At 56.5% G+C, this 13551-nt stretch carries 13 protein-coding genes; 8 read left to right on the top strand and 5 right to left on the bottom strand.

Translation table 11 applies throughout. The features are described from left to right. Positions 1-107 precede the first annotated feature (107 nt). Positions 108-1388 (top strand): cytosine deaminase, encoded by a 1281-nt coding sequence (locus tag EBC_RS22595; protein WP_013204182.1) that lies wholly within the window; start codon positions 108-110, stop codon positions 1386-1388. Positions 1389-1449: 61 nt separating this feature from the next. On the opposite strand, the gene tsgA is transcribed toward EBC_RS22595, so the two are convergent. Further along, positions 1450-2634 carry an MFS transporter TsgA gene (gene tsgA / locus EBC_RS22590; RefSeq protein WP_013204181.1) on the bottom strand — a complete coding sequence of 395 codons (1185 nt, stop codon included), beginning with the start codon at positions 2632-2634 and terminating at the stop codon, positions 1450-1452. 269 nt (positions 2635-2903) lie between these two features. Between tsgA and ppiA the strand changes: the two genes are divergently transcribed. The 4 genes from ppiA to argD all read left to right on the top strand — a co-directional run bounded on the left by ppiA (position 2904) and on the right by argD (position 6045). After that, positions 2904-3476: a peptidylprolyl isomerase A gene (gene ppiA, locus EBC_RS22585; RefSeq protein ID WP_013204179.1), complete on the top strand. Its 573-nt coding sequence runs from the start codon at positions 2904-2906 to the stop codon at positions 3474-3476. Between the two features lie 97 nt (positions 3477-3573). Next, complete coding sequence (locus tag EBC_RS22580; RefSeq protein WP_013204178.1) at positions 3574-4134, top strand: putative adenosine monophosphate-protein transferase Fic; 561 nt, start codon at positions 3574-3576, stop codon at positions 4132-4134. 33 nt (positions 4135-4167) lie between these two features. Then, positions 4168-4746: an aminodeoxychorismate synthase component II gene (locus tag EBC_RS22575; RefSeq protein ID WP_013204177.1), complete on the top strand. Its 579-nt coding sequence runs from the start codon at positions 4168-4170 to the stop codon at positions 4744-4746. Positions 4747-4827: 81 nt separating this feature from the next. Beyond that, positions 4828-6045, top strand: a complete 1218-nt coding sequence (argD, locus tag EBC_RS22570) for a bifunctional acetylornithine/succinyldiaminopimelate transaminase (protein WP_013204176.1) — start codon at positions 4828-4830, stop codon at positions 6043-6045. Positions 6046-6112: 67 nt separating this feature from the next. On the opposite strand, the gene EBC_RS22565 is transcribed toward argD, so the two are convergent. Both EBC_RS22565 and crp read right to left on the bottom strand, forming a co-directional pair. Continuing rightward, positions 6113-8191 (bottom strand): YccS/YhfK family putative transporter, encoded by a 2079-nt coding sequence (locus EBC_RS22565; RefSeq protein WP_013204175.1) that lies wholly within the window; start codon positions 8189-8191, stop codon positions 6113-6115. A gap of 58 nt (positions 8192-8249) precedes the next feature. Then, a complete protein-coding gene (gene crp / locus EBC_RS22560; protein WP_005969523.1) occupies positions 8250-8882 on the bottom strand; it encodes a cAMP-activated global transcriptional regulator CRP in 633 nt (210 codons plus the stop codon). A gap of 307 nt (positions 8883-9189) precedes the next feature. Between crp and EBC_RS22555 the strand changes: the two genes are divergently transcribed. Continuing rightward, the gene (locus EBC_RS22555) at positions 9190-9600 is read left to right on the top strand and encodes an OsmC family protein (protein WP_013204174.1); all 411 of its coding nucleotides are present in this window, start codon (positions 9190-9192) and stop codon (positions 9598-9600) included. A 39-nt stretch (positions 9601-9639) separates the two neighbouring features. Here EBC_RS22555 and EBC_RS22550 read toward each other — a convergent pair whose 3' ends face one another. Beyond that, entirely contained in the window at positions 9640-10509 is an 870-nt protein-coding gene (locus tag EBC_RS22550; protein WP_013204173.1) for a phosphoribulokinase, read from the bottom strand. 178 nt (positions 10510-10687) lie between these two features. Here EBC_RS22550 and EBC_RS22545 point away from each other — a divergent pair, with 178 nt between their 5' ends. Further along, complete coding sequence (locus tag EBC_RS22545) at positions 10688-11485, top strand: creatininase family protein (RefSeq protein ID WP_013204172.1); 798 nt, start codon at positions 10688-10690, stop codon at positions 11483-11485. 33 nt (positions 11486-11518) lie between these two features. On the opposite strand, the gene EBC_RS22540 is transcribed toward EBC_RS22545, so the two are convergent. Beyond that, entirely contained in the window at positions 11519-12418 is a 900-nt protein-coding gene (locus EBC_RS22540; protein ID WP_013204171.1) for a LysR family transcriptional regulator, read from the bottom strand. 110 nt (positions 12419-12528) lie between these two features. Between EBC_RS22540 and EBC_RS22535 the strand changes: the two genes are divergently transcribed. After that, on the top strand, positions 12529-13536 hold the full coding sequence (locus EBC_RS22535) for a BMP family protein (RefSeq protein ID WP_041692144.1): 1008 nt from the start codon (positions 12529-12531) through the stop codon (positions 13534-13536). Positions 13537-13551 lie beyond the last annotated feature (15 nt).

The raw sequence follows: 13551 nt of genomic DNA, 5'->3' as shown, positions 1-13551 counted from the left end.
GCAGAACTTCAGCTGAAACGCATCAGCCGGTGACTGACAATCTGCCGTGCAGCCGGCGTAAACAATGTTATGGTTAAAGAAGAGATCACTGACCCTCAGGAGCGTGTATGCAGGCTGTTAATTTGAAATGGATTACGCATGTTCGTTTGCCGGCGCGGGAAGGCCTTTGGCAAATTGAGATCGACGCCGGCAGGATCGTGCAGATTTCCCCGCAGACGCAGGATCCTCCCACGGTGGATGCGCTGGATGCGGAAGGAGGATTAGCCTTTCCGCCATTTATCGAGCCGCATATTCACCTGGATACCACGCAGACCGCGGGCGAACCGGCCTGGAATGCGTCGGGAACGCTGTTCGAGGGCATTGAGCGCTGGGCGGAACGCAAGGCGCTGCTAAGCCACGACGATGTTAAGCAGCGGGCGAAGCAGACGCTGAAATGGCAAATTGCCAACGGCATTCAGCACGTACGCACCCATGTGGATGTGTCCGACCCCACGCTGACCGCGCTGAAGGCGATGCTGGAAGTGAAGGCCGAGATGGCGCCGTGGGTCGATATTCAGCTGGTGGCGTTCCCCCAGGAAGGCATTCTCTCTTATCCAAATGGCGAAGCGTTATTGGAAGAAGCGCTGAAGCTCGGAGCGGATGTGGTTGGCGCTATTCCGCATTTCGAATTCACCCGTGAATATGGCGTGGAGTCGCTGCATAAAACCTTCGCGCTGGCGCAGAAGTATCAGCGAATGGTCGATGTGCATTGCGATGAAATCGATGATGAACAATCCCGTTTCGTCGAGACGGTCGCCGCGCTGGCGCTGCGCGAGAAAATGGGCGAGCGCGTCACTGCCAGCCACACCACGGCGATGCACTCCTATAACGGTGCCTATACCTCGCGGCTGTTCCGCCTGCTGAAGCTCTCCGGCATCAACTTTGTCGCCAATCCGCTGGTCAATATTCACCTGCAGGGGCGGTTTGATACTTACCCTAAACGCCGGGGCATTACGCGGGTGAAAGAGATGCTCGACGCGGAGATCAACGTCTGCTTTGGCCACGATGATGTGTTCGATCCCTGGTATCCGTTAGGCACGGCAAATATGCTGCAGGTGCTGCATATGGGGCTGCACGTCTGCCAGCTGATGGGTTACGGCCAGATTGATGCCGGCATTAATCTGATCACCCATCACAGCGCCAAAACCATGAACCTGACGGATTACGGACTCGAGGCAGGTAACAGCGCCAACCTGATTATTTTGCCGGCGGAGAATGGTTTTGATGCCGTGCGTCGTCAGGTGCCGGTGCGCTACTCGATTCGTCAGGGAAGGGTGATTGCAGAGACCCGGCCTGCCGAAACCACCATTCATCTGCAGGAAAGCGAGCCGGTGGATTTCAGGCGCTGAGCCTTTCCCGCAGGCAATAAAAAAGGCCGGTTTCCCGGCCTTTCGTTGATCTGTGTGGTGCTTAGTGCGCGGACATATGGCCAGGCAGCTTATGCTTGCTGACGAAGCCCAGCAGCAGACACATCACGAACACCACGGCATACAGACCGTTTGCTGTTAACAGCGCCGCATGTGCGCCGCCTTTCTCAACAATCGGCCCGGTCACCACGAAGGTCAGCATGGTGCCGACGGTGCCGCAGGTCAGGATAAAGTTGACCAGCTTCGGCGAGGAGACTTTGGTCTGCAGCGAGCCGAGGGTGATGATGGTGGTGTAAATCGCGCTGGAGCAGAAGCCCAGGCTGATCATGATCCACTTCAGCATCGACGCGTCGGTCGAGGTGACAAACCAGTACATCAGTGCGGTCGCCAGCAGGGCCAGCACGGTGACAATGCGCTGCGGATCGAAGAAACGCAGGATGGCGCTGAATGCCCACATGCCGATCATGTACGAGGTCCAGAAGTTACCGACCAGACCGCCAGCCTGACTGATATCCATGCCCATGGTTTTGGTGGCGTACAGCGGTACCCAGCCAATAAAGCCAAGCTGGCCCAGGATATAACAGAGGGCAGCAACGGCGAGCAGCAGCACGCCAACACCCCATTTCTCTTTCTCACCCTGCGGCTGGTTTGGGGCTTTCTTGCCGAGCACCGGGAACTCAAAGCACAGCGCCAGCACAAAGATAGCCACGTAGATCACGCCGATACAGGCATACACCCAGTACCACGGCAGCGATCGTGCGAGGATGGCGGCGGCAATAATCGGGAAAATCGTTCCGGCCATGCTGAAGAAGGAGTCGGTAAAAAGCAGGCGCGAACCGCGCTGACGGCCTTCGTACAGATGGGTGATCAGGAAGGTGCCGATCGACATGGTAATGCCGCTGACTACACCCAACACAAACATGCACAGAGAGAAGACGCTCAGATTGTGGCTGTTCATCAGCCCCAGCACCGCCAACACCATCAGCACAAAACCAAAGATCAGCTGGCGCTTCAGCGGAATAATTTCCATCAGCCAGGCATTCAGAAACACCGCAGCGAGGATACCGGCGTTCAGGAAGGTAAAGGTATTACTCATCTGGGCAACAGGTAACTGGAAATAGTCAGCAATATTTTCCAGCACCATCCCGGTCACAATAACCACTGCGCCGGTAAGCGCATAAGAGAAGAAGCTGATCCAGGTAAGCCCGATGCGATCGCGATTAGTCATAATTGGAAACCTGTGAGTCAAAGGGAGTGTGGAGCAGGACGCCCACGGTAAGCGTCGGAAGTGTAACGATAATCGTGATCAGCTTAAATAATTAATGAAACATTTGTTTTCATATTCATGAATAACGTGAGCAAGCTCACGCTTTATCGGCTCTCGCAAGCGATTGCCCGGACAGGTTTCGACGTAAATATAGGTAAAACGCTGGCGCACGGGTAAGCGCCTCTTTACAATCAGTTTTCTTGCCTGTAGCCCTTTGTAAGGAATCTTTCATGTTAAAACGTACTTTGACAGCGGTTGCGACCGTTCTCGCGCTGTCCTCGATCTCCGTATCTGCTCTGGCAGCCAAGGGAGACACGCATGTGATGTTGACCACCTCCGCTGGCAACATTGAGCTGGAACTCAACAATCAGAAAGCCCCGATCTCCACCAAGAACTTCGTTGATTACGTCAACAGTGGTTTTTATAACAACACCACTTTCCACCGCGTGATCCCCGGCTTTATGGTGCAGGGCGGCGGCTTTACTGCGGATATGCAGCAGAAGCCGACCAACGCGCCGATTAAAAACGAAGCCGACAATGGCCTGCTGAACAAGCGCGGCACCATTTCAATGGCCCGTACCGCGGACAAGGACAGTGCCACCAGCCAGTTCTTCCTCAACGTCGCGGACAACGCTTTTCTCGACCATGGCCAGCGTGATTTTGGCTATGCGGTGTTCGGTAAGATTGTGAAAGGCCAGGACGTGGCGGATAAAATCTCCCAGGTTCAGTCGCAGAACGTCGGTCCTTACCAGAATGTTCCGGTGAAACCGGTGGTGATCCTCTCCGCAAAAGTACTGCCTTAATCTCCCGATGGGTGATTGCTGCTTATACTGAGTGCAGGCATCTTGCACGCGGCCGCCCGGCCGCATTAAGCAGCAATCACTTCGTCATGGAGGCAGCATGTCCAAAAAAGTCACCGAGAAACAAAAACACAGCCTTTGGCTGCAACGACTGGAAGCCAATTTCCTCGCCAGTTTTCAGTTAGACGGCACCGCCTTCGATCCCGGCCCTGCTCATCCCGGACTTCCCCATTTGCGGGCGCTTCACCATGCCTTATTTCAGGATGTCCTTGAGGATGCGGGCGAACTGCGCCGCATTGATATCCAGTTGGGCGACACGCCGTGCTGCCATTTCGAATATATCGAGAAAGAAGGCAATGCGCTGATGCAGTCGCTCGAAGATGAGAATGGCCTGGCCGATTTGCCGCTGGAAACGCTGACTGAACGTCTGGCGTGGTATTACTGCGAACTCACGGTGCTGCATCCGTTCCTGCACGGCAATGGGCGCGCTCAGCGACTGCTGTTTGAGCAGGTGATCATCCAGGCCGGGTTTGATATTCAGTGGAAGAATATGGATGCGGAAAGCTGGCAGGCCGCGAACCAGGCGAGTCTGGACGGGGATCTCAGCTTACTGACCGCCGCGTTTGGCAAAGTGGTAAACGAACGGCCGGAAAGTGCGTAGAATAGCGCGGTCCTGATCCCGCCCGGAGCCACCATGCTACTGCTTATCGACAACTACGACTCATTTACCTGGAACCTTTACCAGTACTTTTGCGAGCTGGGCGCCGAGGTTGAAGTCCACAGGAATGATCGGATCACCCTTGAGCAGATCGCGGCGCTACAGCCCGAACATTTGGTGATTTCTCCGGGGCCCTGCACGCCTGACGACGCGGGGATTTCTCTGTCGGCTATCCGCGCCTTCGCCGGAAAGCTGCCGATTCTGGGCGTCTGCCTGGGGCATCAGGCGATTGCCCAGGCGTTTGGCGCGCGCGTGGTGCGGGCGCGCGAAGTGATGCACGGGAAAGTCTCCGCCATTGAACACAACGATGGCGGCGTGTTTGCCGGGCTGAATCATCCGCTCACCGTCACCCGCTACCATTCGTTGATTGTGGAAAACGGCTCGCTGCCCGATGATTTTGAAATCACCGCCTGGACCCTCGCAGACGGGCAACCGGACGAGATTATGGGCTTCCGCCATCGCCATTTGCCGCTGCAGGGCGTGCAGTTCCATCCGGAAAGTATCCTTAGCGAGCAAGGGCATCAGCTGCTGGCGAATTTTCTCGCGCGTAAATAAATTGCCTTTGAGTGATTTATTATGCATATTTTATGATTATAATTTCACTTTCCTGCAACGTTACAAATGATGAGGTAGTCAATGGCAGCGGATAAATTAGCGGTAACGCGGGCGACATTTGATGAAGTGATATTGCCTGTTTATGCACCAGCGCAGTTTGTGCCAGTGAAAGGCAAAGGGAGCCGTGTCTGGGATCAGCAGGGCAAAGAGTACATCGATTTTTCCGGTGGGATTGCGGTCACCGCGCTGGGACATTGCCATCCGGTGCTGGTGGAAGCGTTAAAAACGCAGGGTGAAACCCTCTGGCACACCAGCAATGTGTTCACTAACGAACCCGCACTGCGCCTTGCCAGCAAGCTGATCGCCGCCACCTTCGCCGAGCGCGTGTTCTTCGCAAACTCCGGTGCTGAAGCCAATGAAGCCGCCTTCAAGCTGGCCCGCTATTACGCCTCTAAACGCCATTCGCCGTACAAAAGCAAAATCATCGCTTTCCACAACGGCTTCCATGGCCGCACGCTGTTTACCGTTTCTGTCGGTGGCCAGCCGAAATATTCTGACGGCTTTGGCCCGAAACCTGCCGATATCGTGCATGTGCCGTTCAATGACCTGGATGCGGTCAAAGCGGTCATTGACGATCACACCTGCGCCATCGTGGTTGAGCCGATTCAGGGTGAAGGCGGCGTGATGCCCGCGACCGTTGAATTTATGCAGGGGCTGCGCAAACTCTGTGACGAACATCAGGCGTTGCTGGTACTGGATGAGGTGCAGAGCGGTATGGGTCGCAGCGGCAAGCTGTTCGCCTATGAGCATTACGGCGTGACGCCCGATATCCTCAGCACCGCGAAAGCGCTGGGCGGCGGTTTCCCGGTCAGTGCGATGCTGACCACCAACGAAATTGCCTCCACCATGTCGCCAGGCGTGCACGGCACCACCTACGGCGGAAATCCGCTGGCCTGTGCCATTGCCGAAGCCGCGCTGGATATCATCAATACCGAAGCGGTGTTGAGCGGGGTGGAAACGCGTCGTGAGCAGTTTGTCACCGCGCTGAAAGCGCTGGACGCGAAGCTGGATCTCTTCAGCGACATTCGCGGTAAAGGGTTGCTGATTGGTGCGGCGCTGAAGCCACAACATGCGGGCAAAGCGCGCGATATTCTGAATGCCGCCGCCGCTGAAGGGGTGATGATCCTGAATGCCGGTACCGATGTGATCCGCTTTGCGCCCTCGCTGGTGATTGAGCCGACCGACATTGAAGAAGGCATGGCGCGCTTCGCCAAAGCCGTCGAAAAAGTCCTGTCTTAACCGACAAAAACGGGAGCTGAGTGGCTCAGCTCCCGATCCGCGCCTGCCGTTCTCCGCACCATTCTGCTTACGTCGACTTCCTTAACCGTCGGGACAACCAGCGCCCATGATGCGGCCGCGCGCTCCACGCCAGTGACGAGATGGTGTGCATCACGCTGAGGTGCCCCAGGATCCGCTTCACATGCCTTTCCAGGATGGTCACCGGCCCCTGATTCAACTCCATCTGCGTATCCAGCACGTTCGCTTCTGAGCTCGGCCCGTCATACTCCAGCCGCTGTTGGCAACGCTGCAACGCAACCTCACAGGCCTGCAGATAACGCTCCGCCAGCGACGAGGTCAGCATGGTGTGTTCCCGCGCCAGCGTGGTCATGGCATTGATATGCTCGACGATAAACTGGCTGTGCGTCACCCACAGTTTCATATCCGCCAGATAGCTGGGATCAAAGCCTGGCTCCTGCATCGACTGATTGAGCGAGTTGAACAGGGCGTTGTGCGCCTGATTAACGCGGATACGCTGATAGGCCAGCTTCACCGGGTCCTGTTCATTCCCCAGCAATAACCGCAGCGCATCCTGATAGGTTTCCAGCGCGTCATGCGCATTCTGCCGCAGCAACCCGCTTTGCCATTGCGGCCACAACCAGATGGTGCCGCCGAAGGCAATCAGGCAACCCATCAGCGTATCCAGTAAACGCGGCAGCAGGAAGTCTGCGCCGTTAAGCGAGAGCAGCTGCAACGAATACACTGCGGTGACCGTAAAGCCAATCATCGCAAAGCCGTAGAATTTACGGATAAACAGGTAGCTGATAAGGGTAATGGCTAGCATCACCAGCAGCACGATGGATTCGGGTGCCTGCAGGCGCAAGGTCACCGCGGCAATCACCAACCCGGCCAGCGTGCCCAGCGCACGGTGCTGGATGCGGACGCGCGTTGCGCTGTAACCGTTCTGGCTGACAAACATGACCGTCATCAGGATCCAGTAGGGTTTGGGCAGATTAAAGAACAGCGCCAGCGAACTGGCAAAGGTCAGCATCACCGCAAAGCGGGCGGCGGTGCGCAAGGCGGCCGATTTCAGCGACAAATAGCTTTTGATGGCCGGCAGCAGCGGCAGTCGGCGCTGCCGGTCAGCCATCAAATCGCGCTGATAAAGGGGACGCTGGGTACGCAGCACCCGACCAATCCGGCTGAAGTGGTAATAGCAGAAGGTGCCCACCGGGTTATCCGGATTCTGCCGTGAGATCTTCTCCAGCGCCTGAAGCTGCTTATCCATGGTGAAGCGCTCGGGCAGCTTGTGGTAAAGGATATCGTCGGCCAGTTCACGCAGCCTGGCGGCGATGGTCTGCGCGTTCCAGCGGATCACCGCTTCGGCATGGCTTTGCTCCACCAGCTTTTGCACTTCTTCCGGCTGATGCAGGCTGACGGAGATGTGCTCCTGCAAATCTAGCGCGATTTGAAACGCGCGGGTCAGCCGCTTGTGGTGATTGTTGTTGGTGGCTGACAGCATATGCATCTGCTGATAGCAGGTGGTGATCAGGTCGACCGCTTTTTGCTGGCGCGCCAGCAGCGGAGGCAGGGCTTTCTCCGGATCGGTGAGTTTGGTCAGCAGGGTGTATTTCGCTTCGCAGTAACCCGCCAGCTCGCGATAGAGCAGGCTTAAGGTTTCCCGCAGCGGCTGCTCTTTCCACAGCCAGAACCAGACCCAGTTGAACACGCCGTACCAGATGGTGCCGAGCACGTAGAGCATCGGCGGTTCCCACACCGGCATGCGTCCTGCCAGGCTAAGGGTGAAGATTGCGGCTATCAGCGAGCCGGGCAGCAGGCGGCCATGCAGCGGGCTGATTTCACCGGTGACGCCCAGCAGCATCGCCATCGAAAACAGGATCACGGGCAGGGGAACGTGGTGACCGGCAAGATACTGGATCAGGAAACTGCTGAAGGCAAACAGGCTTCCGCCAACGATCAGGCGTTTGAAAAAGCGCTTATGAGGAGTATCAAGGCCAGCGAGGTTGCAACAGGCAGGGACTAAGGAAAACAGCAACCCTTTTTGCAAGTCGCCCAGTAGCCATCCCATCGCTACCGGTAAACAGAGCACCAGCGTCTGGCGCAATGCGTAGTTGATCTCCGGGTGATAAATCAGTCGACGCCACATCACTCCACACCAAATAAAAAGGCGCAACACCAGGTGTTGCGCCGTGGATCAGAGCCGATTAGCGAGTGCCGTAGACAACGATAGTTTTACCGTGTGCCGAGATCAGGTTCTGATCTTCCAGCATCTTCAAAATGCGTCCCACTGTTTCACGAGAACAGCCAACGATTTGCCCAATTTCCTGGCGGGTGATCTTGATCTGCATCCCATCCGGGTGCGTCATGGCGTCCGGTTGTTTTGCCAGGTTCAGCAAGGTCTGCGCGATGCGACCCGTCACATCGAGGAAAGCTAAATTGCCCACTTTCTCAGAAGTGACCTGCAAGCGATTCGCCATCTGTGCAGACAGGCGCATCAGAATGTCAGGGTTAACCTGGATCAGCTGACGGAATTTTTTGTAAGAGATTTCAGCCACTTCACAGGCTGTCTTCGCGCGTACCCACGCGCTACGCTCCTGACCTTCTTCAAACAGGCCAAGCTCGCCAATAAAGTCGCCCTGATTGAGGTAAGACAGGATCATCTCTTTGCCTTCTTCATCCTTGATAAGCACCGCTACTGAACCTTTGACGATATAGTAGAGGGTTTCTGCCTTTTCACCCTGATGAATCAGCGTGCTCTTGGATGGATACTTATGAATATGGCAATGAGACAGGAACCATTCAAGTGTCGGGTCTGTTTGCGGTTTGCCGAGAACCATTCGCTGTTATCCTCTGTTGTAATCGTGCCTAAATACAGGGGCAGAGTTCCCTGCCAGGCGTTGAAATAGTCAAGCGTTTCCCATCAGGAAATTTATTCGGGCCTCTGTTAAAAGCCTGGCTCGTTATGCGATTCGTTTCGTCGTGCCTGTAGAGTACTGACGAAAATATTACAGCTTTGTTTGTAGCACAGCTTTCAACGAGTGTCTTGTGTTGTCTCGCTTCAGCATAGTGCGAAAATTGCCGCATTGCCGTTTTTCTGCCTAAAGCGTAATCTGGCGATAACTGAATGAATTAGAGGAAATTGTTATGCAGGCTCGAGTCAAGTGGGTTGAAGGGTTAACGTTTTTGGGAGAATCCTCATCCGGGCATCAGGTTCTGATGGACGGAAATGCGGGCGATAAAGCCCCGAGCCCGATGGAGATGGTGTTGATGGCCGCGGGCGGATGCAGCGCAATCGACGTGGTTTCCATTCTGCAGAAGGGCCGCCACGACGTAAAGGATTGCGAAGTGAAGCTCAGCTCCGAACGCCGTGAAGAGGCCCCGCGCCTGTTCACCCACATCAATCTGCACTTTATCGTCACCGGCGTGGCCTTAGGCGATAAAGCGGTGTCGCGTGCCGTCGATCTCTCCGCGGAGAAATATTGCTCGGTGGCACTGATGCTGGGCAAGGGCGTGGAAATCACCCACAGCTATGAAGTGATTGAGTTACCGGCGTAAGTCATCCCATCGCCGCCCTAAGCCCCGTGCCCGCGGGGCTTACTCTATTTTCTTACCCTGGATCAGACGCTTCACCAGCGGCCCCATAATCAGCTCCATCGCCAGCCCCATCTTGCCGCCCGGCACCACCAGCGTATTGATGTGCGAGATAAAGGATCCCTGCAGCATCGACAGCAAATACGGGAAGTCGATATCTTCCAGCGCCTGGAAATGGATCACCACAAAGCTTTCATCCAGCGACGGGATACCGCGCGCCGCGAACGGGTTAGAGGTATCCACCGTCGGCACGCGCTGGAAGTTAATGTGCGTGCGGGAGAACTGCGGCGTAATAAAGTTGATGTAATCCTCCATGGATCGCACCACCGAATCCATCACCGCTTCGCGTGAGTGGCCGCGTTCGCTGGTATCGCGCACCAGTTTCTGGATCCACTCCAGGTTAACGATCGGTACCACGCCAACCAGCAAATCAACCTGCTGCGAGACATTGTTCTGCGGCGTCACCACGCCACCATGCAGCCCTTCATAAAACAGCACGTCGGTCGGTTCCGGCAGGGGTTGCCACGGCGTAAAGGTTCCCGGAACCTGATTCCAGGGTACCGCTTCATCATAGGTGTGCAGATATTTGCGGGATTTGCCGCTGCCTGACCGGCCATATTCCGCGAAGGTCTGTTCGAGCAGGGCGAAGTCATTGGCTTCCGGGCCGAAATAGCTGATATGGCGGCCCATATCGCGCGCTTTACGGATCGCCATATCCATTTCAGGACGGGTATAACGGTGAAAGCTGTCGCCTTCGACTTCGGCGGCATGCAGATTCAGCTGCTGGAAAATTTTTCTGAAGGCCAGGCTGGTGGTGGTGGTTCCCGCCCCGCTGGAGCCGGTGACGGCAATAACCGGATGTTTGGCTGACATGCGCATACCTCCCTGAGTAAAGTCACATCGATCACGCATTGGTACCATGTTTCGCGCACGGGTGTCATCTTTGCCACTCTCTGATGCCAAAAAAGCAACGCTGCGCCGCATTTTTGCTGCTTCAATTCGGCCACGAATATCCGCAGACTGACAAAAATGATGCAGGAGAAGGTGCCAGATGAATATGCCGTCGTCACGCTGGTGGTGGGATCTTTCCACCCGAGAATTCAGTGAGCTGGACATGGATAAAGTGATCGCGGTGCTGCCGATTGGCGCCGTCGAGCAGCATGGTCCGCACCTGCCGGTCCGGGTGGATGCCGCCATCAACGCGGGCATTATTGCGCGCGCGGTCGAGTTAATGCCGGCGGATTTGCCGGTACTGATCCTCCCGGCGCTGCCGGTGGGGAAATCCGATGAGCACCTCAATTTTCCCGGCACCTTAACCCTTCCTTATGAGGTGTTGGGTAAAGTCTGGTTTGAGGTGGCGAAAAGCGCCTGGCGTGCCGGGATCCGTAAACTGATTTTCTGGAATTCCCATGGTGGGCAACCGCAGCTGATGGAAATCGTCTGTCGCCAGCTGCGCATCGAACTCGATCTGTTTGCGGTCGGCGCCAGCTGGTTCCGCACCATTGATTCTTCCGACCTGTTTAGCGCGGAGGAGTTACAGCACGGCATTCACGGCGGGGAGTCCGAAACCAGCGTGATGCTGCATCTGCACCCGGATTTGGTGCAGATGGACTATGCGCAGAACTTTGTTTCCGCCTCGGTGGCGCTGGCGGAAACGGGCGGTATTCTGACCCCGGAAGGCGGCGTCGGCTTTGGCTGGATGGCGGAAGATCTGCATCCGTCCGGCACCACCGGCAATGCGGCGGCGGCAGATGCTGAACGCGGTAAGATTGAAACCGATCGGGCGGCTGAGGCCCTGATCCGGCTGATTGAGGAAGTGCAGGCTTATCAACCTCCTTTCCAGCGCTAAAGGTCCACGGGCGTTGTCTTCGCGGCAACGCCGTTACGCCATCTGTCCCATCATCACTTTGATGGTTTCTGCCAGCACGCTGCCGATCGCGCTGGTGCCCCGGTCGTGACCAATCAGCATCAGCGTTTGTGCCTGCTGCGACAGTTCACGTACCGGGATATACATCAAACGCCCGCTGCGCAGATCGAATTCGATATCAAACGGCGTTAAAAAGGTCAGCGCCTGATCGAACATCGCCGCCTGGCGCATCACTTCGATTGAGTTGGTTTCAATTACCGGATGCACGGTGACCATCGCCCGGGCAAACAGCTCATTCAGATACGGGCGGATCACCATCGACTTATCGGCAATCACCAGCGGATGAGGCACGCAGTCGCTGAGCCTCAGGCTGGTTTTATCGGCCAGCGGATGGCCGGGAGCAACCACTGCGCCCAGTCTGCCGACGGCGCTGCCCAGCATGCGCAACGAGGGCGGCAGGTCAAAATCGAACCCCAGCCCGAGGTCGGCCTCACCGGATCCCACCGCGGCGGTAATGTCATCGCCGGTGGTCATCTGCCGGAGGATCAGTTTCACCCGCGGATTTGCCCGGCGAAATTCAGCGGCCATTCGCGGGATCAAATTGGCGGCCAGCCCGCTCATCATCGCCACCGTCACTTCGCCTCGCCGTAATCCCTTCAGCTCTTCAATCTTAATCTGCGCCCATTCCAGCTCTTTAAAGGTCTGCCGCACATGGTGGATCAACACTTCGCCCGCCGCGGTTAACACCATTTTACGCGGCAAGCGCTGGAACAGCGGCGTGCCCAGTTCTTCCTCCAGCGCGAGGATCTGGCGGTTGATTGCCGACGCTGAGATATGCAGCCGACCTGCGGCTTTGCGGATCGATCCGCAGCGCGCCACTTCATCCAGGTAGGTCCAGAGCCGGTGTTGCAACATGCAAAACTCCTGCGTTGCCTTTAAGGCATCAATGAGTACGAAAATATGTGCTTTTAAGGTAACGAAAATCGCGGCATAACTGAACAATCTTCAGTTGAGGGGGCAAAAAAATGGCAGGTGTAAGTCGCAGGGGATTTGCAAAAATGCTGGCGGGTGCGGTGATGTTACCGGCTCTGGCGCCGTTACTTTCGAAGCGTGCATTGGCGGCCGATAAAAGCATTAAGATCGCGTTGTTATTACCCGGCTCCGTCGCCGATGGCGGCTGGAGCATGCTCGCTTATCAGGGATTACAGGCCCTGAAAAAAGAGGGCTTCACCGTTGCCTGGAGCGAAAGCGTGCCGCAGGCGCAGATGGAACAGACTATCCGCGGTTATGCCGACGACGGCTATTCGCTGATTATCGGACACAGCTTCGAATACGGCTCGGCCTTTGCTGAAGTCGGCCCTGATTATCCGGACACCTATTTCTTTGCGTCGACCTTCAAGCCAGACAGCAAAGCACCTGCCAACGTTGAGTACGTCAATCTGGCCTACCTGCAGTCGGCTTATGCTGCCGGCGCGCTGGCGGCGCTGATTTCCGATAAGGGCAAGGCGGTGGGCTTTGTCGGCGGCGGGGATAACCCGACGCAGCAGGCGATGATGCGGGCGTTTATTGCCGGCGCGGAGAAAACGCGTCCGGGAGTAAAAGGCCTGGGCGTGGTAACCGGCGATTATGACAATGCGGCCAAAGGTCGGGAAGCGGCCACCACCCTGATCGGCAACGGTGCGGATGTGATTTGGCATACCGCCGATGTGACCGGCTTAGGGGCGCTGCAAGGCGCGGCGGCGGCGAAGGTCAAGGCCATCGGCTGTTATGCCGATCAGAAGGACGTGGCGCCGGCGTATATCGCCTGCAGCCTGAAGCAGAACCTTGACTGGATGGTAGAAGAAGTCGGCCACTCGGTCGCCAGTAAACGCTTTATGGGCGGCAAAGAGTGGTCGCCAACGGTCGCCAAAGCCTGGTCGGTGGTTTACGGCAGCGAGCCATACAACAGCAAGCTGGTCAGCGCCGAGGCCTGGCAGACGTTTACCGCCATCTGGCAGCAGCTGGATAACGGCAGCATCGTTCCTAACGTGTGAGCAAAGGATTTTTGA

Source organism: Erwinia billingiae Eb661 (assembly GCF_000196615.1).
GTDB lineage: Bacteria > Pseudomonadota > Gammaproteobacteria > Enterobacterales > Enterobacteriaceae > Erwinia > Erwinia billingiae.
Note: the sequence above shows the minus strand (reverse complement) of the source record. Positions and strands in the feature narration are given on the sequence as shown.